The 20615-nt window shown below is 76.0% G+C and carries 22 protein-coding genes; 2 read left to right on the forward strand and 20 right to left on the reverse strand.

The genetic code is table 11. The annotated features are described in order from the left end of the window. Positions 1 to 50: 50 nt before the first annotated feature. From ccsB to EV188_RS30210, 4 genes are all read right to left on the reverse strand, one after another. Positions 51 to 1043 carry a c-type cytochrome biogenesis protein CcsB gene (ccsB, locus tag EV188_RS30195; RefSeq protein ID WP_133830050.1) on the reverse strand — a complete coding sequence of 331 codons (993 nt, stop codon included), beginning with the start codon at positions 1041 to 1043 and terminating at the stop codon, positions 51 to 53. Continuing rightward, positions 1033 to 2757 (reverse strand): cytochrome c biogenesis protein ResB, encoded by a 1725-nt coding sequence (gene resB / locus EV188_RS30200; RefSeq protein ID WP_133830051.1) that lies wholly within the window; start codon positions 2755 to 2757, stop codon positions 1033 to 1035. Before resB ends, ccsB begins: the two co-directional genes overlap by 11 nt. Before the next feature lie 19 nt (positions 2758 to 2776). Continuing rightward, positions 2777 to 3625, reverse strand: a complete 849-nt coding sequence (locus tag EV188_RS30205; protein WP_133830052.1) for a cytochrome c biogenesis CcdA family protein — start codon at positions 3623 to 3625, stop codon at positions 2777 to 2779. 76 nt (positions 3626 to 3701) lie between these two features. Further along, complete coding sequence (locus EV188_RS30210) at positions 3702 to 4553, reverse strand: hypothetical protein (RefSeq protein ID WP_133830053.1); 852 nt, start codon at positions 4551 to 4553, stop codon at positions 3702 to 3704. 255 nt (positions 4554 to 4808) lie between these two features. On the opposite strand from EV188_RS30210, the gene EV188_RS30215 reads away from it, so the two are divergent. Next, positions 4809 to 4994, forward strand: a complete 186-nt coding sequence (locus tag EV188_RS30215) for a hypothetical protein (RefSeq protein WP_133830054.1) — start codon at positions 4809 to 4811, stop codon at positions 4992 to 4994. Between the two features lie 14 nt (positions 4995 to 5008). On the opposite strand, the gene EV188_RS30220 is transcribed toward EV188_RS30215, so the two are convergent. From EV188_RS30220 to EV188_RS30290, 16 genes are all read right to left on the reverse strand, one after another. Then, the gene (locus tag EV188_RS30220) at positions 5009 to 5386 is read right to left on the reverse strand and encodes a zinc-ribbon domain-containing protein (protein ID WP_133830055.1); all 378 of its coding nucleotides are present in this window, start codon (positions 5384 to 5386) and stop codon (positions 5009 to 5011) included. Between the two features lie 56 nt (positions 5387 to 5442). Continuing rightward, positions 5443 to 6012, reverse strand: a complete 570-nt coding sequence (locus EV188_RS30225; protein ID WP_481726167.1) for a TlpA family protein disulfide reductase — start codon at positions 6010 to 6012, stop codon at positions 5443 to 5445. 7 nt (positions 6013 to 6019) lie between these two features. Further along, a complete protein-coding gene (locus EV188_RS30230) occupies positions 6020 to 6646 on the reverse strand; it encodes a histidine phosphatase family protein (protein ID WP_133830107.1) in 627 nt (208 codons plus the stop codon). 2 nt (positions 6647 to 6648) lie between these two features. Then, the gene (gene hemL / locus EV188_RS30235) at positions 6649 to 7965 is read right to left on the reverse strand and encodes a glutamate-1-semialdehyde 2,1-aminomutase (protein WP_133830108.1); all 1317 of its coding nucleotides are present in this window, start codon (positions 7963 to 7965) and stop codon (positions 6649 to 6651) included. A gap of 69 nt (positions 7966 to 8034) precedes the next feature. After that, on the reverse strand, positions 8035 to 10020 hold the full coding sequence (locus EV188_RS30240) for a serine/threonine-protein kinase (RefSeq protein WP_133830056.1): 1986 nt from the start codon (positions 10018 to 10020) through the stop codon (positions 8035 to 8037). 80 nt (positions 10021 to 10100) lie between these two features. Continuing rightward, positions 10101 to 10430, reverse strand: coding sequence for a hypothetical protein (locus EV188_RS30245; protein WP_133830057.1), 330 nt, complete (start codon positions 10428 to 10430; stop codon positions 10101 to 10103). Next, a complete protein-coding gene (locus EV188_RS32070) occupies positions 10427 to 10882 on the reverse strand; it encodes a hypothetical protein (protein WP_166660173.1) in 456 nt (151 codons plus the stop codon). Before EV188_RS32070 ends, EV188_RS30245 begins: the two co-directional genes overlap by 4 nt. Further along, positions 10879 to 11319: a hypothetical protein gene (locus tag EV188_RS32075; RefSeq protein WP_166660174.1), complete on the reverse strand. Its 441-nt coding sequence runs from the start codon at positions 11317 to 11319 to the stop codon at positions 10879 to 10881. The genes EV188_RS32070 and EV188_RS32075 overlap by 4 nt, the downstream gene beginning before the upstream one ends. Next, positions 11316 to 12290 (reverse strand): porphobilinogen synthase, encoded by a 975-nt coding sequence (gene hemB, locus EV188_RS30255; RefSeq protein WP_133830059.1) that lies wholly within the window; start codon positions 12288 to 12290, stop codon positions 11316 to 11318. The genes EV188_RS32075 and hemB overlap by 4 nt, the downstream gene beginning before the upstream one ends. A 35-nt stretch (positions 12291 to 12325) precedes the next feature. After that, positions 12326 to 13972 carry a bifunctional uroporphyrinogen-III C-methyltransferase/uroporphyrinogen-III synthase gene (locus tag EV188_RS30260; protein WP_133830060.1) on the reverse strand — a complete coding sequence of 549 codons (1647 nt, stop codon included), beginning with the start codon at positions 13970 to 13972 and terminating at the stop codon, positions 12326 to 12328. A 23-nt stretch (positions 13973 to 13995) separates the two neighbouring features. Then, positions 13996 to 14997 (reverse strand): hydroxymethylbilane synthase, encoded by a 1002-nt coding sequence (gene hemC / locus EV188_RS30265; protein ID WP_133830061.1) that lies wholly within the window; start codon positions 14995 to 14997, stop codon positions 13996 to 13998. After that, on the reverse strand, positions 14994 to 16397 hold the full coding sequence (locus tag EV188_RS30270) for a glutamyl-tRNA reductase (RefSeq protein WP_133830062.1): 1404 nt from the start codon (positions 16395 to 16397) through the stop codon (positions 14994 to 14996). Before EV188_RS30270 ends, hemC begins: the two co-directional genes overlap by 4 nt. Beyond that, entirely contained in the window at positions 16394 to 17224 is an 831-nt protein-coding gene (locus EV188_RS30275) for a redox-sensing transcriptional repressor Rex (protein ID WP_424922964.1), read from the reverse strand. The genes EV188_RS30270 and EV188_RS30275 overlap by 4 nt, the downstream gene beginning before the upstream one ends. A 299-nt stretch (positions 17225 to 17523) precedes the next feature. Continuing rightward, positions 17524 to 18171, reverse strand: a complete 648-nt coding sequence (locus EV188_RS30280) for a ferritin-like domain-containing protein (RefSeq protein ID WP_133830063.1) — start codon at positions 18169 to 18171, stop codon at positions 17524 to 17526. After that, positions 18168 to 18755 carry a ferritin-like domain-containing protein gene (locus EV188_RS30285; RefSeq protein WP_133830064.1) on the reverse strand — a complete coding sequence of 196 codons (588 nt, stop codon included), beginning with the start codon at positions 18753 to 18755 and terminating at the stop codon, positions 18168 to 18170. The genes EV188_RS30280 and EV188_RS30285 overlap by 4 nt, the downstream gene beginning before the upstream one ends. After that, positions 18752 to 19099 carry a glutaredoxin family protein gene (locus EV188_RS30290; RefSeq protein WP_424922965.1) on the reverse strand — a complete coding sequence of 116 codons (348 nt, stop codon included), beginning with the start codon at positions 19097 to 19099 and terminating at the stop codon, positions 18752 to 18754. The genes EV188_RS30285 and EV188_RS30290 overlap by 4 nt, the downstream gene beginning before the upstream one ends. Before the next feature lie 790 nt (positions 19100 to 19889). Here EV188_RS30290 and EV188_RS30295 point away from each other — a divergent pair. Further along, complete coding sequence (locus EV188_RS30295) at positions 19890 to 20576, forward strand: sigma-70 family RNA polymerase sigma factor (RefSeq protein WP_166660181.1); 687 nt, start codon at positions 19890 to 19892, stop codon at positions 20574 to 20576. Positions 20577 to 20615: the final 39 nt, after the last annotated feature.

Genomic DNA, 20615 nt, shown 5'->3' on the forward strand with positions numbered 1-20615 from the left:
GCGCGCCGCACCGTATCCCGTCGGGGAGATCCTTCACGACCCGAGAACGATCAGCCGCCGACGCCCGCGTACGAGTGCAGCCCCGTGACGACGAGGTTGACGAAGAACAGGTTGAAGACCATCACCGCGAAACCGACGACGTTGATCACGGCCGCGCGCGGTCCGCGCCAGCCGGCCGTCGACCGGGCGTGCAGGTAGCAGGCGTAGACGATCCAGGCGATGAACGCCGTCGTCTCCTTGGGGTCCCAGCCCCAGTACCGACCCCAGGCGGCCTCGGCCCAGATCGCGCCGGTGATCACGGCGAACGTCCAGATCGGGAACGCGATGGCGGTGGCGCGGTACGCGACGCGGTCGAGGACGTCGGCCGAGGGCAGGCGCGAGGTCCAGGTGAGCCGCGTGGGGTCGTTCTCGTGCACCCGGCGCAGCAGGTAGAGCACGCTCGCGACGCCGGCGAGCAGCAGGATGCCCGAGGCGATCACGGCCGCGGAGACGTGGATGGCGAGCCAGTACGAGCGCAGCGCGGGCACCACCGGCGCGGTCTGCGTGTAGAGCACCGTGCCGGCCAGGAACATCAGGATGATCACCGGCAGCAGCACGAACGCGCCGAGGCGGCGCAGCTCGGGCCGGCGGCGCAGCACGACCAGCCAGGCACCCACCGCGACCAGCGAGATCGCCGCGGTGAACTCGTACATGTTGCCCCAGGGCACGCGCTGGGCGGCGAGCCCGCGCACGACGAGCATCGCGAAGTGCAGGGCGAACCCGAGCACGGTCAGCGAGACCCCGGTGCGCCCGAAGCGCTCGGCCTTGGTGCGCGGCGGGCGGGCCGGCGTGGCCGTGTCCTCGAGGGCGGGCGCGCCCTCGCGGGAGACCGTCCCGCTGCCGACGGCGGCGGCCACCGGCACGCGGGCCTCCTCCTGCTCCGCCCCCGTCCGCCGCAGCAGCGCGTGCTCGACGGCGTGCAGGATCATGGCGAGCACGTAGACCGCGAGCGCGGACTCGAACAGCAGGTCGCCGAACTGGCCCAGGCTTGCGTCAACGACCATCGTCGTCCTCCCGATCGTCCTGCTCGTCCGGCTCGCCCGACTCGACCGCGTCCGCCGGGACGTCCGGGTCCGGGCGCTCCCGCCCCGTGTCCGCGTCGTCGGGACGCGGCGGGGCCAGGTCCGCGGCGAGCCGCCCGAACTCCTCGCCGTAGCCCGCCCGGTCGGTCCGGGCGAGTCCGCCGAGACTCACCACCGTACGACCTACTGTCGTAGACGGCTGGGCAGGGGTGACGCGCACCCAGAACCGCCGCCGCCGCACGGTCAGCGAGAGCGTCAGCCCGCCGAGCAGGGCGATCGCCGCGACGAGCACGGCGGTCTGCGCGGGGTCGTGCGACACCTGCAGCGACACCCAGTTCTCGACGCCGTCGAAGCGGATGCGCGTGCCGTCGTCGAGCGCGATCTCGCCGCCCGGCTTGACGTTCTCGCGGGCCACCCGCACGAGGCGGCCCTGCTCGACCATGCTCCGGTCCACCTCGAAGATCGACTGAGCGCGGCCCGAGTCGAGGCCCAGGTCGCCGCGCATCACGTCGACGGCGGCCTCCGGGTCGTTCAGCGCCGGGAACGTCGAGGTGACGAGCCCGCCGCCGGACGAGGTGGGGGCGAACAGGCCGGTGATGGCGAGCTGGGAACGCCGGCGCTCCGACTCGTCCGTCACCCCCGGCGGGTCGATCTTCGTCGCGCCCTCGGAGAGCAGGGTGGCCTGGTCGACGGGCCGCCACTGGATGAGCCCGACGCGCTGCTCGCCGTTCGGGAACGTGACCGTGAACCGCGGGGCGTAGCCGTGCCCGAGCAGGTAGACGCGCTCGCCGTCGACGCGCAGGGGATCGTTGACGGCGAGGTCGTGCGGCTGCCACGTGGTGTCGCCGCGCTCGACGGCGTCGGTGTCCTGGTAGCGGACGGTCGCGTCGAACGAGTCGGGCTGGCCGTCGGGGCGGAACGAGGCCCGGAAGTCGTCGACGATCATGCAGAACGGGTCGAGCCCGGTGCCGTCGACCGACAGGCCGGGGCGGAACGAGTCGTAGGCGTAGATGCCGGAGTTGCAGAACTCGCTGCCGTCGGCCATGACGATGACCTGGCCCTCGTAGCCGAAGATCTTGCCGAAGGCGATGCCGCCGAGCAGCGCGACGAGGCTGAGGTGGAAGACGAGGTTGCCGACCTCGCGCAGCGCGCCCTTCTCCGCCGAGAGCGTGCGCACGCCGCCCGGCTCGGAGCGCACGGCGACCTTCCAGCCCCGCAGCCGCCGGCGGGCGGACTCGACGACGGCGTCCGGGTCGTCGTCGGACGTGCTCTGCGCGTGGTGGGGCAGGCGCGCGAGGTTGCGTGGCACCGACACCGGCTCGGCGCGCAGGCCCCGCACGTGCTCGAACGAGCGCGGCACCAGGCAGCCGATGAGCGAGATGAACAGCAGCAGGTAGATCGCCGCGAACCACGGGGTCGCGAAGACGTCGAAGAGCCCGAGGTCGTCGAAGAACGGCCCGAGGGTGGGGTTCTGGGCGAGGTAGTCGCTGACGGCGTTGGGGCTCGGCGTGCGCTGGGGCAGCAGCGCGCCGGGCAGCGACGCGACCGCGAGCAGGAACAGCAGGATCAGCGCGGTGCGCATGCTGGTCAGCCCGCGCCACGTGTTGCGGGCCAGCGCGAGCGCCTGCCGCGCCCGGCCCGGGCGTGACGGCGAGGGGCCCGCGTCGCCGGGGGGAGCCTGCAGCGTGGAGGTCATGTGGGGGCCTACAGAGGGCTCAGAGGGGGGTGGTGAAGCCGGCGACGGGGCCGCGCAGCAGGGCGACGATCTCGGCCCAGAGGCCGGTGGCGAGCAGCAGCCCGACGACGACGAGCGCGACGCCGCCGACGATCTGGATGCGCCGGCTGTTCGTCCGCAGCCAGGCCTGGGCCCGGACCGCGCGGCCGGCACCGAGGGCGATGAGCACGAACGGCACGCCCAGCCCGAGGCAGTAGGCGAGCAGCAGGACCATGCCCCGGACCCCGGCCGACCCGGAGTCGGTGCCGCTGGCCAGGGCGACGACCCCGGCGAGCGTCGGCCCGAGGCACGGCGTCCACCCGAGCCCGAACGTCGCGCCGAGCAGCGGCGCGCCGACCAGGCCGGTGCGCGGGACCCAGTGCGGGCGGGTGTCGCGCTGCAGGGCGGGCACGAGGCCGAGGAAGACCAGGCCCATGGCCACGGTCACCACGCCCCCGATCCGCTGCAGCAGCGCCTCGTTGACCAGCAGCGCGTCGGCCAGCCAGACGATCGAGCCGAGCCCGACGACGAACACCACGGTGAAGCCGAGGACGAACAGGCCCGCGGCCCCGGCGACCCGGAAGCGGCGCAGCTTCCGCGGCGTGGCCGTGGCTGTGCCGGCGGTGGGGAGCTCGCCCGTCACCGCCGCGCGGCGCTCGGCGTCCTGGGCGCGGACCTCGTCCTCGGTGACGGCCGGGGCGTCGGCGCCGACGAGACCGGCGAGGTAGGCCAGGTAGCCCGGCACCAGCGGCACGACGCAGGGCGAGGCGAAGCTGACCACTCCCGCCGCCACCGACAGCAGCACGGCGAGCAGGACGGGGCCGGACGTGGCCACCTCGGTCAGGTTCATGGCGGGTCCAGGGTAGGACGCCTCCGTCGGGCGCGCGTGAGCACGGGGACCCATCTCCGACGATGTGTCGTAGAAGTCAGGCCCCCGGACGTCGCGAGCCGATGAACGGGTCGCCCGCGGCGAGGTCCCGCCCGGCGCTGCCGAGCCACCCGGGCTCGCCCTGCGGCGCGCGGCCGGCCGTGTCGGCGACGAACCGCTCGATGCCCGAGCGGCGGTCGGGGTCGCGGCGCCGGCGCCCGGGCGCCGGCAGGTCCCGCGGCAGCGCCGCGACCAGGGCGGTGAGGAAGGCGACGGCGCTCTCGAGCGTCGCCGTGGTCAGCGGCCCGTCCCACACCATGAGCGCGTGCCGGCCGTCGACCACGACGGAGCCGGGCGGCTTCGGTGGTCCGGCGAACCGCGCGAGCGACGGGGCGAGCAGGGCCGCCGCGTATCCCGCGTCGCGGCTGTACGCGGTGAACGTCGCGGCCAGGGGCCCGGCGTCGACCTCCGGCAACCGGCCGATCTGGTCCTCCCAGCGGGTCACCGGCCACCCGCGCGGGCGCAGGAACACCGCCGGGGCGTCGACGACGGCGTCGTCGACCTCGACGAGCGCGGTGTCCTCGACGACGACCTCGTCGCCCTCACCATCGCTGACCGTCGCCCAGCGACGGTGCTCGACCGCGCGGACGACGTGGTCGCCGACCGCCCTCGTCAGGTCGCGGACGACCACCCCGCGCCGTTGCGCCGGGCTCGGCGGGCGGAACCACGAGGAGCCGGACAGCGAGGGGTGCGCCCCGACGTGGTGCCACCCGTGCTCACCGGCCCAGGTCTCCCACGCGGCGTCGTCCCGGCCCGCGGACCGGCGCCGGGGCAGCACGACCATCCCGGCGATCGCCAGCCCGAGCCCGACGGCCACCGCGCCGACCACGACCGTCCACACCAGCCACATCGCTCCCCCTCGCGTCGCCTCGGAGCTTCGACGGCGCGGGGGTGGGCAGATGTTCCCGGGCGTCGCCGAAATTCGCTCGCGCACCCCGGCCGGACGCTCGTACCGTCCGCGTCGTGCTCGTCGACTCCTGAGGACGCCCGGGACCGCACTTGTCCCCGTGTCCGACTCCGCTGCCCCTCACGCCGCCCGGCGCGGTGCGTCTCGCACCCCGGGTGTCGCGGCGGCGTCCGTCCCGCACACCCCAGGAGGTCTCGTATGCGAACCACCGACCCCACAGCCACGTCCGAGCGCCCGGCCAACCGCGCCGAGCGCCGCGCCGCCGCCCGCGGACGATCGGCCGGGTCAGCCGGTCAGCCGACCGCCCCGCGCGTGGCCGCTCCGAAGCAGCGGACGAAGCCCGTGCACGTCCGCACGGACTTCGCCGCGCGCCGCAGCGGCTGAGCGCGCGCCGCGGGTCAGTTGTACCGCGCGTGCCCGTTGCCGCCCGGCGGCGGCGGTGGCGCGGACCAGGGCGCGGCGCCGGGCATCCCCGGCGCCGCGCTCTGGTTCGGGAAGGGCTGGTACTGGCCCGGCATGGGCGGCGGGCCCGCCGGCGGTGCCGCCGGGCCCTGCGCGAGCTGCTCGGCCTGCTCCTTCTCGATCCACATCAGGAACCCGCACGCGGTGCACTGCGTCGCGTAGCGCGTGCGGACCGGGAACAGCGGGATGAAGAACAGCGTGAACTTCGTGATCGCCTTCAAGATCGCGTTGGCGGCCGAGCGGTGACAGTTGGCGCACGTCAGGACGATCAGCGCCAGCTGCGTGACGGTGCGGCGAGTGCCGAAGACGATCAATGCGTACCCCCGGGGAGCGGTCCTACCGGTGAGCTTCGCAGATTGTGCGCGACCAGTCAGCTCGCCGGGGCCGGCTCCGCCGCGACGCGGTCGACCACGGGCTGCAGGTCCTCGGCGAGGATCGCGGTGAGGAAGACGGCCGCGACGCGGTGCTCGCGGTCCAGCACGATCGTCGACGGCACCGCGTTGCGGGGGTAGCCGCGCAGCGCGAGCAGCGACCGGCCCGGCGGGTCGTAGATCGACGGGTAGACGACGCCGCGGTCGCGGACGAAGTCGGCGGCGGCGTCGCGCTGGTCGCGCACGTCGATCCCGAGGAACTGGACCCCGCGCGGCGCCGACGCCGACGCGACCTGGTCGAGCGCGTCCGCCTCGCCGCGGCACGGCCCGCACCACGAGCCCCACACGTTGAGCACGACGACCTGGCCCCGGTAGGCGTCGGTGGAGATCGTCCTCCCCTGCTCGAGGAGGCTGTCGCCGCTGATCGGGGTGAGCGTGCCGCGGGTCTCCGGCGGGTCGTAGACGACCGTGGTGCGCCCGCCGGTGCCGTTGAAGACGAACTCGCCCTCGCCGGCCCCGGACGAGCACCCGGCGACGAGCAGCAGGGCCGCCAGCGCCAGCAGGAGCACCCGCACCTCAGGCCCCCGTGGCCGTCGGGTCGGAGGCGCCGCCGGGCTCGGCGTAGGCGATGTCGACGAGGCTCTCGTCGTCGAAGACGCAGCTGGTCACCGAGCCGAGCGAGCACTGCCGGTGGGTGGGGTTGTGCCACAGCCGCTGCCCGGCCATGAAGCGGCGCAGCGTCCAGATCGGCAGCTGGTGGGACACGCACACGGCCTCGTGGCCGGCGGCGGCCGCGCGCGCCCGGTGGACCACGCCGAGCATGCGGTGCGCGATCTCCAGGTACGGCTCGCCCCACGACGGGCGGAACGGGTTGCGCAGCAGCGGCCAGTACTCCGGCTTGCGCAGCGCCCCGTCGCCGACCGAGACGTGCTGGCCCTCGAACTCGTTGGCGGCCTCGATGAGCCGGTCGTCGGTGACCGGCTCCAGCCCGAGCGCCGCGGCGACCGGCTCGGCCGTCTCCTGCGCGCGCTGCATCGGCGAGACGAACAGCGCGGTGGCGTCGGCGCCCGCGAGGTGCAGCGCCACCCGTTTCGACTGCTCACGGCCGGTGTCGGAGAGCCCGTAGCCCGGCAGGCGCCCGTAGAGGATCCCCTCGGGGTTGTGCACCTCGCCGTGGCGCACCAGGTGGACGGTGGTCCGGATCGTCACGGCGCCTCCGCCGTCGCCGCCGCCCGCGCCGCGTGGGGCAGGGCGTCGGCGATCACCGAGAACGCCTCGTCGTCGAGCGCGGCGGAGACGAAGCAGGCCTCGAACACGCTCGGCGGCCAGTAGACGCCGCGGTCGAGCAGGGCGTGGAAGAACGGCGGGAAGCGCCAGGTCTCGGCGGCGCGCATGTCCTCGTAGTTCCGTCCCTCGCCCTCGGCGAAGCGCACCGAGATCAGCGAGCCCGCGCGCTGGATGGTGTGGACGACGCCGGCCTCGGTGAGCGCGTCGGTGACGAGCCCGTGCAGCCGGTCGACGTGCGCGTCGAGGGCGGCGTAGACCTCGGGCGTCGCCTGGCGCAGCGTCGCGAGGCCCGCGGCGGTGGCGACGGGGTTCCCGGCGAGCGTGCCCGCCTGGTACACGGGCCCGGCCGGCGCGAGGTGCGCCATCACGTCGGCGCGGCCCCCGAACGCCGCGGCGGGCAGGCCGCCGGACATGACCTTGCCGAAGCAGTACAGGTCGCCGGCCACGCCCTCGAGGCCGTACCAGCCCGCCGAGGAGACCCGGAAGCCCGTCATCACCTCGTCGATCACCAGCAGCGCGCCGTGGGCCTGGCAGAGGCGCTTGAGGCCGGCGTTGAAGCCGTCGTCGGGCGCGACCGCACCCATGTTGCCCGCGGCCGCCTCGGTGATCACGCAGGCGATCTCGGTGCCGCGCTCGGCGAACGCCTGGGCGACCGCGTCGAGGTCGTTGTAGGGCAGGACGACGGTGTCGGTGGCCTGCGCGCCGGTGACGCCCGGCGTCGAGGGCAGCCCGAAGGTGGCGACGCCGGAGCCCGCCTCGGCGAGCAGCGCGTCGACGTGCCCGTGGTAGCAGCCCGCGAACTTGACCACGACGCTGCGGCCGGTGAAGCCCCGCGCGAGGCGCACCGCGCTCATCGTCGCCTCGGTGCCCGAGTTGACCAGGCGGACCTGCTCGACGGGCTCGACGCGGCGCACGATCTCCTCGGCGAGCGCGACCTCGCCCTCGGTCGGCGTCCCGAACGACAGCCCGCGGGTCGCGGCCTCGCGCACGGCCTCGACGACGGCCGGGTGCGCGTGCCCGAGGATCATCGGGCCCCAGGAGCTGACCAGGTCGACGTAGCGGTTGTCGTCGGCGTCGGTGAGGTACGGCCCGGAGCCGGACACCATGAAGCGCGGGGTCCCGCCGACCGACCTGAAGGCGCGGACCGGGGAGTTCACCCCGCCCGGGACCACCTGCTCGGCGCGCGCGAAGAGGTCGGCGCTGTGCCCGACGCTCGACGTGCCCGAGCCCGTCATCGCTGTACTGGTCACGGTGCCAGTCTCCCAGTCGGCGGGTGACGTCGCCGTGGCCGGGAGGAGCCGGGGTCAGAGGGGCAGGCCCTCCCCCGGCGGCGGCCCCAGCCCGGCGACCGTCCGGTCGACGGCGTCGCAGTCCGGCCCGACGACCTCGGCCGCGTACGGCGCCGTGTCCCAGCCGAGCAGCGCCCGGCACGTGCCGCCGTCCTCGGCGCGCAGGTAGGGGCCCTGGCGCGGCCCGTTCGGCGCGTTCCAGGAGCTCACCGTCTCGCCGCTGCGCGATCCGCGGGCGTTGGCCTCGGTCGCGACGTCGCCGGGGCCGTTCCACCGCGACCACGTCGTCGTCGTGCCCTCGGGCCCGGTGCAGCTGCGCACCTGGAGCGGGACGATCCCCGAGGTCCCGGGCGACGGCGTCGCCGCGCCGCAGCCCTCGCGGACCGCCCCGGGGATGCTGCGCTCGACGGTCCGCAGCTGGTCCCCGGCGGGCAGGCCGGACGTCCGGAAGGCCGCGGTGACGTCGGCGCACCGGTCGGCGGGGGCGTAGAGCTGGACGTTCACGGCCAGCCCGCTGTAGGCCGCGATCGTCGTGCACGATCCGGCGCTGACCGTCTGCCAGTAGGGCCCCTGCGTCACGTTCGCGGCCGTCCACTGCCGCTGGCCGTCCACCGACGGCGAGGTCGCGTACGAGACCACGCGGTCGGTGGCGTCGGTGGCGGTGTTCCAGCGGGCGTAGGAGACGGCGACGTCGCCCGGTCCGGCGCACTGGAGGGCCTCGACGGGCTGGGCGCCGCTCGTGCTGATCCGGTAGGCGGTCAGGTCGCCGGGCGCGCACCCTCCCGACACGGTCTCCGGGAACATCTGGGCGAGCGAGGCGGGCGTCCCGACGGCGATCGTCGCCGGTCCCGACGACCCGCCCCCGCCGACGACCAGCACCGTCGTGACGATCACCGCGGCCACGAGGACGAGGGCCCCGGCGACGATCGCGACCGTCCGCCCGCGCTTCGTCGGGGGCGGCGGGGGTGTCGCCGGCGCGGCCCAGGGACCGGATCCGTTCCAGGCCCCCGGCGGCGGGGGCGCGCCCGGCGACCAGGCCCCCGACGCGCCGTGTGGCGCGCTGTCCCAGCGGACCTGGCCGGGGGGCGCGTACGGCGCCGGCGGCCCGATCCACGTCTCCCGCCCGTGCTCCGGGCCCGCCACCGGCGGTGCGGCCGCCGGCACGGGCCCGCTGCCCTCCACCGCGGCGCGCGCCGCCTCGGCGAGCTCGCCGGCCTCGGCGTACCGGTCGGCCGGGCGCTTGGCCAGGCCACGGAGCACGACGGCGTCGAGCGCCGGCGGCAGCCCGGGACGCCGCGAGGACGGCGGTGCCGGGCTCACCGCGAGGTGCTGGTGCAGCATCGCGGGCATGTCGCCGTCGAACGGCGGCCGCCCGACGAGGCACTCGTAGAGCACGACGGCCAGCGCGTAGACGTCGGCGCGGCGGTCGACGGCGGCGCCCTCGAACTGCTCGGGCGCCATGTAGGCGAGCGTGCCGAGCGTGGTCCCGGTGCCGGTCAGGTTCCGTCCGCGCGTGCCCGTGCTCGCAAGCCGCACGATCCCGAAGTCGACGAGGTGCACGAAGTCCGGGCCGCGCCCCGCGGTCACCAGCACGTTGCCGGGCTTGACGTCGCGGTGCACGAGGTCGTTCGCGTGGGCGTCGTCGAGCGCGTCCGCGACCTGCTCGACGATGCCGACGGCGCGAGCGGGGCCGAGCGGGCCCTCCTCGGCGAGCACCTTGGCGAGGTCGCGGCCCTCGACGAGGCGCATGTCGAGGAACAGCCGCCCCTCGATGACCCCGAAGTCGTGGATCGGCACCACGTGCGGCGACGACAGCCGGGCCGCGGTGCGGCACTCGCGCTCGAAGCGCTCGCGGATCTCGGGGTCGTCGGCCAGCTCGGGCGTCAGCCGCTTGAGCGCGATCTCCCGGTCGCGGCGCGTGTCGTAGGCGCGGTGCACCTCGCCCATGCCGCCGCGACCGAGACGACCCTCCAGCCGGTACGGCCCGAAGGTGTCCGTCATCCGCCCTCCCCCGGGTAGGGCGGACGGATGTCGTCCCGGCGCCCGGACGGAGGATAGTCAGACGATCCGCCCGCAGGCGATCACGTGCTGCGCTCGGTTCCCGGCGTGAGCGACGCGGGTTCCCCGGACGGGGTCGGCTCCTCGGTGCTTTCCGTGCTCTCCGTGGCGCGCTCGTCCTCCCGCGCCGGACCACGCCGCAGGGCCGGCACGGCGACGAGCGCGGTCAGCACCGCGGCGACGCCGGCGACCGTCCCGGCGACGAGGTAGCCGCCGACGAGGTGCACCTGGCGGATCGGGGTGACGAGCAGCCCGCCCGTCGTCTCCCGCACCTCGACCCCGGCGACCAGCAGGACCACCGCGGCGACCAGGAGCACGACCGCGATGACGGCCAGCACGACCGGGCGCCTCACGACGCCGCCCGCGCGCGCAGCAGGTCCTCGAGCGCGGCGCGCAGCGCGGCACCGTCGCGCGCCCAGGCGACCGCGCGGGTGCCGTCGGTGAGGCGCAGGACCACCGGCGAGAGCTTGCGCGGCACCACCGGCCCGTCGCCGAGCACCCGCACGCCGTGGTGCTCCTCGTCGACGGGGCGCAGCGACGTCACGTGCGACATCGGCAGGCTCGTGGTGCCCAGCTCGAGCGCCGACGGCGTCAGGAGCACGCGCAGGTAGCGCCGCCGGGTGCGCACGAGCAGCAGCGTGTAGAGGAAGACCAGCAGCCCGACCCCGAGCCACAGCGGCAGGGAGGCCCCGCCGGGCGCCAGGGACTCCAGCCCGATCCCGGCCGCGGCGAGCACCGGGCCGAACAGCAGGATCGCCGGCCGGGTGCCCGACTCCTCGTAGAGCACGGGCTCCGGGTCGCTCACGTCGGCCGGCCGAACCACGCCCGCGCCGCGGGCAGGTGCAGCAGCACCGCCCCGACGGCGAACGCGACGAACCACACGCCGCCGACGCCGAGGAACGTCACCTGCACGAGGCCGACGACGGCGAGCACGGCGCCGAGGACCGTGAGGCCGATGCGGGCCATCCGCGAGCCGTCGCGCAGCCGGCGGGCCCCGACGACGGTGCCGACGCCCGCGGCGGCGAGCACGATCATCGCGGCGACCACGGCGATCGGCTCGGTGGTCGGGTCGAGGTTGCCGAACAGCAGGCCCACCGCGAACAGGACGGCCGTCCCGATCATGAGGACCCCGAGCACGACCCACACCACGATCGCGGCCGTGACGATCCCCGGCCGCCCCGGCTCCTCCTCGGGCGGGGTGACCGCGACGGGGTCGACGGGTGCGCGGTCGGGCACCGTCACCGGTCCAGCCAGGCGGTGGCCTCGGTGGCCCAGTAGGTGAGGACGAGGTCGGCGCCGGCGCGCCGGATGCCGGTCAGCGACTCGAGGATCGTGCGCTCGCGGTCGAGCCAGCCCCGCTCGACGGCGGCCGAGATCATCGCGTACTCGCCGGACACCTGGTAGGCGGCGACCGGGACGTCGGCGTGGTCGGCGACCCGGCGCAGCACGTCGAGGTAGGCCATCGCCGGCTTGACCATCACCATGTCGGCGCCCTCGTCGAGGTCGAGCGCCGCCTCGCGGGCCGCCTCGCGCGCGTTCGCCGGGTCCTGCTGGTAGGTCCGGCGGTCGCCCTGGAGCTGGGAGTCGACGGCCTCGCGGAACGGGCCGTAGAACGCGCTCGCGTACTTGGCCGAGTAGGCGAGGATCGCGGTGTCGCGGAACCCCGCCTCGTCGAGCGCGGCCCGGATGACGCCGACCTGGCCGTCCATCATCCCGCTGGGCGCGACGACGTGCGCGCCGGCGCGGGCCTGGGCCACCGCCATCTCGGCGTAGATCGGCAGGGTCGCGTCGTTGTCGACGCCGCCGTCCGCGTCGAGGACCCCGCAGTGACCGTGGTCGGTGAACTCGTCGAGGCACGTGTCGGCCATGACCGGCAGGGCGTCGCCGACCTCGGCCCGCACGTCGCCGAGGGCGACGTTGAGGATGCCCCCGGGGTCGGTCGCCCCGGAGCCCACCGCGTCGCGGCGCGCGGGCACGCCGAAGAGCATGATCCCGCCGACACCGGCCGCCGCCGCCTCCGCGGCCGCCTTGCGCAGCGACTCGCGGGTGTGCTGGACGACCCCCGGCATCGACGAGATCGGGCGCGGCGCGTCGAGGCCCTCGGCCACGAACACGGGCAGGATCAGGTGCCGCGGACGCACGTCGGTCTCGGCGACGAGGCGACGCATACCGGGGTTCGCCCGCAGCCGGCGGGGACGGTCGGTGGGGTACATGGACCTTCGTCCTTCGGGAGCCGAGTGGCCCCAAATTAGCGCTTGCGGGCCTTCGTCTTGCGCGGCGGGGGCAGCGCGCCCTCCGCCCGCAGCTTCGTGGCGTGCGACGCCAGCGCCTCCACCAGCGACGGCACGTCGGCCACGTCCGGCTTCACGTCGACGCGCAGGCCGAACTCGACGGCCGTCTCGGCCGTCTTCGGGCCGATGCAGGCCACGATCGTGCGGGCGTGCGGCTTGCCGGCGATCCCGACGAGGTTGCGCACCGTCGACGACGACGTGAAGCAGACCGCGTCGAACCCGCCGGTCTTGATCGCCTCACGCACCGGCGCGGGCGGCGGGGCCGCGCGCACCGTGCGGTACGCGGTGATGTCGTCGATCTCCCAGCCGCGCTGCTGGAGGCCCTCGGCGAGGGTCTCGGTGGCGATGTCGGCACGCGGGAGCAGCACCCGGTCGACCGGGTCGAGCACGTCGTCGTGCGGCGGGAACACGTCGAGCAGGCCCTCGGAGGACTGCTCGGTCTCCTCGGACGGCACGAGCTCGGGGTGCACGCCGAAGGCGCGGACGGTCTCGGCCGTCGCCTCGCCGACGCAGGCGATCTTGACGCCGGAGAACGCGCGGGCGTCGAGGCCGAACTCGCCGAACTTCTCCCACACGGCGCGCACGGCGTTGGCCGAGGTGAACACGACCCACTGGTAGCGGCCGTCGACGAGGCCCTTGACCGCGCGCTCCATCTGCGCCGGGCTGCGCGGGGGCTCGACGGCGATGGTCGGCACCTCCTCGGGCACCGCGCCGTGGACGCGCAGGCGATCGCTCATCGCGCCCGCCTGGTCCTTGGTGCGCGGCACGAGGACGCGCCAGCCGTAGAGCGCGCGCGACTCCCACCAGGAGAGCGTGGCGCGGTCGGTGACGGCGTCGCCGAGGGTGATGACCAGCGTGCCCTCGAGCTCGGCGCCGTCGGAGGCGAGCTTGTCGAGGCTCGTCTCCACCGTGCGCTGCCGCGAGCCGGTGCCGGCCGCGGTGACGAGGGCCGGGGTGCCGGGCTTCCAGCCGTTCTCGATGAGCTGCGCCGAGGCGCCGGCGAGCTCGGCCGCGGTGGCCTGGAGCACCAGCGGGCCGGGCGCGACGGCGAGGGCGGCGTAGTCGACGGGCTCGCCCGCGGTCAGGTCGACCGAGGTGTGGGCCGGGCCGAGCGCGACGCCGGCGTAGGTCGGGACCGCGGAGTCGGCCGGCATGCCCGGGACGACGTCGAAGGGCACGCTGGCCGCCGCGACGGCGCGGACCTCCGTGACGACGTCCGGGCGGACCAGCGGGTCGCCGACGACGAGGCGCACCACCGAGGCGCCGCCGCGCGCGGCCCCGACCACGGTGTCGGCGAGCGTCGCGGGGTCGGCGGGCGCGGGGCCCTCACCGGTCGCGGCCGGGTCGTCGGCCGCGAAGCCCGGCGCGACGACGGCGTCGGTCGCGGGGCCGCCGGCGGCGGGGTCGTCGCCGACCTGCCCGACCGGGCGCACCGTCACCGACGACGGCAGCAGCGCGAGGACGTCCGCGGGCACGCCGCGATCGGCCACCACCAGCGTGGCGGCGGCGAGGGCGTCGCGGGCCCGCACGGTCAGCAGGCCGGGGTCACCGGGCCCGCTGCCGACGAAGGCGACCCGACCGGCGGTCGTCGAGGGTGCTGTCATGTCTTCCGATCCCATCGTGGTGTTCAGGAGGCGGGCGGGGGCTGGTTCGCCGTGTCGCCGGCGAGCCCCTTCGGCTCCGCCCCGTCGGCGAGCAGTTCCTCGGCCAGTCCGCGGCCGATCTGCTCGGCGTCCTCGGTCTCTCCGGTGGCGGAGCCGCGCACGAGCGCGCCCTCCGCCGTGGCGGCCACCGCGCGCAGCGACAGCCGTTCGACGACGTGCCCGTCGTCGTCGAGGTCCTCGACGACCTCGGCGAGCGCCCCGACCGGGGCGCCGCAGGGTGAGCCCAGCCCGCCGAGCACGGCGCGCTCCGCGGACACCGCGACCGCGACGGACTCGTCGTGCAGGGTCGAGCGCAGGAACGCCTCGAGCGGCGCGTCGTCGGCGCGGCACTCGCAGGCGAGCGCCCCCTGCGCGGGGGCGGGCAGCACCTGCAGCGGGTCGAGCACCTCGGTGGCCTCGCCGACGCGGCCCAGGCGGGCGAGCCCGGCGCGGGCGAGCACGACGGCGTCGAGCTCACCGCGGGCGACCTTCCCGATCCGGGTGTCGACGTTGCCGCGGATCGGCACGAGCTCGAGGCCCAGGCCCAGCGCGGCGATCTGCGCGACGCGCCGCGGCGACCCGGTGCCGACCACGGCGCCCGGCGGCAGTTCGCCGAGCACCATGCCGTCGCGGGCCACCAGCGCGTCGCGCGGGTCCTCGCGCGCCGGGACGGCGGCGAGGGTCAGCCCCGGCACGGGGGCCGTGGGCAGGTCCTTGAAGGAGTGCACGGCGACGTCGATCTCGCCGGCGAGCACGGCGTCGCGCAGCGCGGTGACGAACACCCCGACCCCGGTCTGGGCGATCGGCGTGCCCGCGGCCTGGCTGCGGTCACCGTCGGTGGAGATCGTGACGACCTCGACGGTCGCGCCCGCGTCGGTGAGTGCGGTGGCGACGATGTCGGTCTGGGTGCGCGCGAGCAGGCTCGCCCGCGTCCCGATCCGGATCGTGCGGGCGCCCACATCTGTGGTGGCTGCGGTGGCCGTCATCGGCGCCCCCTGCCGATGGCGCCGGCTCCGCTGCGCTGCGCGTCGCGCCTCGTGTCCACGGCCAGCGCCTGGTCCATCCCGTCGCCCGGCTCGACGCTCGCCGTGGTCTCGGCGAGCACCGCCGGGGTCTGCGGGTCGAGCTCGAACAGCTCGCGCAGGGCCTCGGCGTAGGTGTCGCCGCCCGGCGACTGCGCGAGGCGCTTGACCTGCACCGTCGGGGTGTGCAGCAGCTTGTCGACGACGCGGCGCACGGTCTGCGCGACCTCGTCGCGGGCGTGCTCGTCGAGGTCGGGCAGGCGCCCGTCGAGACGCAGCAGCTCGGCGTCGACGACCTCCGCGGCGCGGCGGCGCAGCGCGGTGACGGTCGGCGTGACCTCGGCGGTGCGCTGGGCCGCGAAGTAGCCGCGCACCTCCTCGGCGACGATGCCGCGGGCCTCCTCGACCGCGAGCCCGGCGCTCGCGGAGCGCAGGCGCTCGCCGAGGGCGGCGAGGTCGATGACGAGGACGCCGGGCAGGGCGCCGACACGGGGGTCGACGTCGCGGGGCAGGCCCAGGTCGCAGACGACCAGCGGGGCCGCGGCGGCGTCACGCGCGGCGCGCACGTCCTCCTCGCCGACCACCGTGCCGACCGCGCCCGTGGAGGCGACGAGGACGTCGGCGGCGGCGATCTCGGCGCGCAGGGCGTCGAGGCCGGTCGCGCGGGCCAGGGTGCCCTCGGCGCGCAGCGAGACGGCGAGCCGCTCGGCGTTCTCCTCGGAGCGGTTGGCCAGCACGATCTCGGCGACACCGGCGCGCCGGAGGTGGGCGGCGCTCAGCGCGCCCATCGACCCGGCGCCGACCACCAGCGCGCGCCGCCCGGCGAGACCGCCGAGCGCGGACTCCGCGTCGGCGAGGGCCTCGGAGACGACCGAGGCGCCGGCGGCGTCGATGCCGGTCTCGGTGTGGGCGCGCTTGCCGACGCGCAGGGCCTGCTGGGCCAGCTCGTGCAGCACACGGCCCGCGGACCCGAGCTCGCGGGCCTCGTTGTAGGACGCGCGGAGCTGGCCGAGGATCTGGGCCTCGCCGACGACCATCGAGTCGAGCCCGGCGGCCACCGAGAAGAGGTGCTCCACCGCCGAGCCGGCGTAGTGCACGTAGAGGTGGTCGGTGAGGTCGGAGACCTCGGCGTGGGCGTGGCGGGCGAGCACCGAGGACACCTCGGTGAGGCCGCCGTGGAAGGTCTCGACCACCGCGTAGATCTCGACGCGGTTGCACGTCGAGACCAGCATCGCCTCGGTGACGTGGTCACCGGTCAGCAGGTCGTCGAGGACCTTGCGGGTGTCGTCTCCGGACACGGCGACGCGCTCGAGCACCGGCACCTCGGCGGTGCGGTGCGAGACGCCGACCAGGAGCAGGCTCATCGGGAGACCGCCTCTCGCGGGGTCTGTCGCGGGGTGGTGGCGGGGCCGGCGGCGGTCCCCGCGGCGGGGACCGTGCCGTGCCGGCGGGCGACGTGGAACGACAGCACCTGCATCTCCACGGCCAGGTCGACCTTGCGCACCTCGACCCCCGCGGGCACCACCAGCACGGTGGGCGCGAAGTTGAGGATGCTGCGCACGCCCGCGGCCACGAGGTGGTCGCAGACCTGCTGGGCGGCGGGAGCGGGCGTCGCGACCACGCCGATGGTCACGCCGCGCTCGGCGCAGACCCGCGGGATCGTGTCGGCGTGCTCGACCACGACGCCGTCGAGGGTGGTGCCGACGAGCGCGGGGTCGACGTCGAAGAGCGCGGCGACGGGGAAGCCGCGCGCGGCGAAGCCCCCGTAGCCGGCGAGGGCGTGCCCGAGGTTGCCGACGCCGACCAGCGCGACCGCGTGCGGACGGGTCAGGCCCAGCGTGGCCTCGACCTCCGCGACGAGCCGGGAGACGTCGTACCCGACCCCGCGCACCCCGGACGAACCGATGAGCGAGAGGTCCTTGCGCAGCTTCGCCGAGTTCACCCCGGCGTCCGCGGCCAGCTCCTCGCTGGAGACGGTGCCGCGCCCCTCGGCCAGGAGGGTGGTGAGCACGCGGAGGTACACGGCCAGACGGGCGACGGTGGCCTCGGGCACGGGCCGGGTGGCGGTGTCCGTGGTGTCGTGGTCGACGTCGGCGCTACCGTTCACCGGCGCCGCCGTGAGGCCGTCCTCGGGCGTCCGGGTCGCGGGCACCGGGCGGCGAGCAGGCCGGGTGCCACGATCGACCGTCACTTCCGGGCGCCTCCTGTCATCCCTCGCTGCGTGCCGCGGTGCGCGTCCGGCGGCGGTACGCACCCGTCACGCAGGACCCGCACCCGACGGACCCGTCGGCGACCAACGCTAGCGCTCGTGAACGCACGCACAAAATCGCCGAGACCCGCCGGGCCGCGCCGCGTGGTGCAGGCGTCGTGCCGACCGGCGGAAGCCTCCAGTCTGCCCGATCCGACCGCTGAACGCCTTCTCCAGCGGTGTCGTGAGCGTCGCCACGCGGTACCCGGCGCTCCCCGTGCGCCGTCCGGTGGACGCGGGTGTCAGACCGTGAGCGCGTCGGGACCCAGCGCTCCGGCGGTGGGGTCACTGGGTGCGGTGGGCGGCCGTCCGAGCAGGAAGTCCGCGGTCGCACCGTGCATGGCCGCGACGGGCCCGACGCCCGCCGCGAGCGTGACGGCGGACGCGTCGGTGACCTCGCCCACGATCGCGGTGACGGTGGCGGCCACCGTGCCGGTGAGGTCCGCGGCGAGGCCCAGGAGGTCGACCGGGGCGCGGGCGGCGTCCAGGCGGGCGCGCAGCGCGGGCTCGACCGAGAGCGGGGCGCCGTCGACCGCGGGCCGCCCACCGGCGACCAGGAGCCGGTTCCACGCCTCGGCGTGCGCGACGTGCTGGGCCGCGGCGCCCGACAGGTAGGCGGACACGACGCCGGGCACCGCGCCGTAGCGGCCCTGGCCCGCGCCGGACGCGGCCTGGCCGAGCAGCTCGCCCGCGAGCGCGGAGAGCGCGGCGCCGAGCGCGACGGACGCCGCCTCGCCCTCGTAGGTCGGCGCCGCGGTGGTCGTGGTCGTCGACGGGGCGGGCGGGGCGCCGGACGGGGGCGGGCCGGCGGGCGCCTCGTTCGAGCACGCGGCCAGGGCGCCGACACCCGCGAGGGCGCCGAGGCCGAGGAGGAACTGACGCCGTCTCATCGCACGGCCCCCTCGGTCGCCGGCGACGCCTTCTCCGTCGGGAAGAGGACGTCCGGGAACCCCACGGTCCCGGCGGCGGGCGGCAGGGCCGCCAGGTCCGGCGGGGAGGCGACCAGCTCGGCGCGTCCGGTCGAGAGCAGCGTCTGCAGCGTGAGCAGCAGGGCCTTGCGCCGGGCCGCGGCGGCCGCGTGCCCGGCGACCATCCGCCGGACCTCGGGCACCGACAGCTCGACGACGTCGCTGACGAGCGTCTGGGCGAGGACGTCCTCGAGGGTCAGCGCGAGCCCGACGACGTCACCGGGACCGCGCACGGTCGGCAGCGCCTGCTCGACCACCGGGGCGTAGCGGGGGTCGGCGTTGGTCTGCGCCCGGCCGCCGGCCCGCCGCGTCGCGGTCGCGAGGTCGGTGCGGGCGCGGGCCAGCGCGTCGAGGGCGGCGGCGAGCAGGTCGCGCAGGGGTGCCGGCGCGGAGGCCCCGCCGCCGAACGGCAGCGCCTGCAGCGAGGAGTAGGTGTCGGCGGACAGCACCACGAGCGACGACGCGGTCTGCAGGGCCGGCACGTCCGCCGGGACCGGCGCGGTCACGGGGCCTCCCCCAGCGCGCGGACGAGATCGGCGGGCTCGAGGCGCCAGGACCCGATCTCCACCCCGTCCACGAGCGTGACCGGGATGCGGTCGCCGTACTCGGCGCGCCACTCGGGGTCGGTGTCCGGACCGTCGACGTCGACCACCGTGTGCTCCTCGCCGGCGCGTCCGCAGATCTCGCGCACGACGCCCTCCATCCGGTCACAGGTCCGGCAGTCGGCGCGCACGAGCACGACCACCCGGACGGGGTCGTCCCCCGATCCGGCGTCCGACCCGCCGGGACGACCGCCCGTCGCACCGCCCACCGACGCGGTCGCCCGCTCGTCGGACCGCTCGTCCGCCACCGGCTCGTCCCCTCCGTCCGACACCCTCTCGGTGCACCGCCCGGCGGCAGTCTCGCACGGTCCACAGGGCCCCACGCGGAGCCCCGGGATACCCCCGAACGGCCGCTCGTCGCACCGTCGGTGCAGGTCGGAGAGGGTCACCCGTCCCGGGGCCGCGCCGGTGCGAGGGGAACTCACGCCGCACGTATGCTCCCCCGGCGACGCCCCCTTCCACGGGGGATCCGGATCGGGAGAGGTCGATCGAGGGAGAGGGCATGTCCGACGCAGCCGGCCGTCACGGCCGGACGTGCGCGCGCGACGCGGGCCGCTCCCCTCTCTGTCTCGACGGGTCGAGCTCCGCTGCGCTCCGTCTCCCCACGAGCGTCCCCGGAGCGCCGTGAGGCGCGCCGCACCCGACCCCGCCGACGAGCCCGGTCCCGGCCACGTGTCGGCCCGGGGTGGGCGACACGGCACCGGCTGGTCCCGGGGTGCCACCGGCACCGACACCCCGCCGGAGCCGGTGATCGACGCCCGCGCCCACGGTGCCCCGCCGACCGCGCCCTTCTACCCGGCGCAGCGGCGGCGCGAGGACACCTGGCCCCCGCCCTCGGCGGACCCCCCGAGCGCGTCCCCGAACGGCCACACGCGCACCGGCCGCCCCGCCGGCGGCCGCCCCACGCCGCCCATGGGCGTCCCGCAGGCCGAGCCGCCCGCGCCCCGCACCGGCACGGGGCCGCTGCCCCCGGTGCCGCCGGCTGCCGAGGACGTCCCGCCCCCGGCCGACGTCGCCGCCCCCACCGGCGTCGTCCCGATGCAGCCCCCGGGCGACCCGACCGCGACCCTCGCCGGCCCCCAGCCGCTGCCCGAGGACGCCGCGTCGGGCGAGGCGGACGAGGACGAGATCGCCGACGACCTCCCCGACGACCTGCCCGACGACGACGGCTCGACCGCCGAGGGCTGGGCGCTCGTCCGGGCCGCGCAGGACGGCGACACCGACGCGTTCGGGCAGCTCTTCGACCGCTACCACGACACCGTCTTCCGGTTCGTGCTCTTCCGGCTGGGCGACCGCCCCGCGGCCGAGGACCTCACGCAGGAGACGTTCGTCCGCGCGTACCGCCGGATCACCTCGGTGAGCTACCAGGGCCGCGACATCGGTGCGTGGTTCGTCACCATCGCCCGCAACCTCGTGCTCGACCACGTGAAGTCCAGCCGCTACCGCCTCGAGAGCTCCACCGCCGAGGTCGCGGACGTCGCGCCGAGCAGCTTCCGCCCCGGCCCCGAGTCCGAGGTCATCGCCGGCGCCACCCACGCCGAGCTGCTGCGATGCGTCGCGCGCCTGGGCGACGACCAGCAGGAATGCATCGCCCTGCGGTTCCTCCAGGGCCTCTCGGTGGCGGAGACCGCCGAGATCATGGGACGCAACGAGGGGGCCGTGAAGGCCCTCCAGCACCGTGCGGTGCGTCGGCTCGCTCAACTGTTGCCCGAGGGTCTGCGGTGAGTCACAACGTTGTAGTTCGAACCGCACACCGCATCGTCG

It is taken from the genome of Actinomycetospora succinea (assembly GCF_004363095.1).
In the GTDB taxonomy this organism is placed as follows: domain Bacteria; phylum Actinomycetota; class Actinomycetes; order Mycobacteriales; family Pseudonocardiaceae; genus Actinomycetospora; species Actinomycetospora succinea.

Bases quoted from the DNA above. Each gene is read 5' to 3' on its own strand.
- EV188_RS30210 (WP_133830053.1), bottom strand. From the start codon at position 4,553: ATGTGGCTGGTGTGGACGGTCGTGGTCGGCGCGGTGGCCGTCGGGCTC.
- EV188_RS30240 (WP_133830056.1), bottom strand. From the start codon at position 10,020: ATGACGGACACCTTCGGGCCGTACCGGCTGGAGGGTCGTCTCGGTCGC.
- EV188_RS30295 (WP_166660181.1), top strand. From the start codon at position 19,890: ATGCAGCCCCCGGGCGACCCGACCGCGACCCTCGCCGGCCCCCAGCCG.
- hemB (WP_133830059.1), bottom strand. From the start codon at position 12,290: ATGTACCCCACCGACCGTCCCCGCCGGCTGCGGGCGAACCCCGGTATG.
- EV188_RS30260 (WP_133830060.1), bottom strand. From the start codon at position 13,972: ATGACAGCACCCTCGACGACCGCCGGTCGGGTCGCCTTCGTCGGCAGC.
- resB (WP_133830051.1), bottom strand. From the start codon at position 2,757: ATGACCTCCACGCTGCAGGCTCCCCCCGGCGACGCGGGCCCCTCGCCG.
- EV188_RS30215 (WP_133830054.1), top strand. From the start codon at position 4,809: ATGCGAACCACCGACCCCACAGCCACGTCCGAGCGCCCGGCCAACCGC.
- hemL (WP_133830108.1), bottom strand. From the start codon at position 7,965: ATGACGGGCTCGGGCACGTCGAGCGTCGGGCACAGCGCCGACCTCTTC.
- EV188_RS30280 (WP_133830063.1), bottom strand. From the start codon at position 18,171: ATGAGACGGCGTCAGTTCCTCCTCGGCCTCGGCGCCCTCGCGGGTGTC.
- EV188_RS30205 (WP_133830052.1), bottom strand. From the start codon at position 3,625: ATGAACCTGACCGAGGTGGCCACGTCCGGCCCCGTCCTGCTCGCCGTG.
- hemC (WP_133830061.1), bottom strand. From the start codon at position 14,997: ATGACGGCCACCGCAGCCACCACAGATGTGGGCGCCCGCACGATCCGG.
- EV188_RS30270 (WP_133830062.1), bottom strand. From the start codon at position 16,397: ATGAGCCTGCTCCTGGTCGGCGTCTCGCACCGCACCGCCGAGGTGCCG.
- ccsB (WP_133830050.1), bottom strand. From the start codon at position 1,043: ATGGTCGTTGACGCAAGCCTGGGCCAGTTCGGCGACCTGCTGTTCGAG.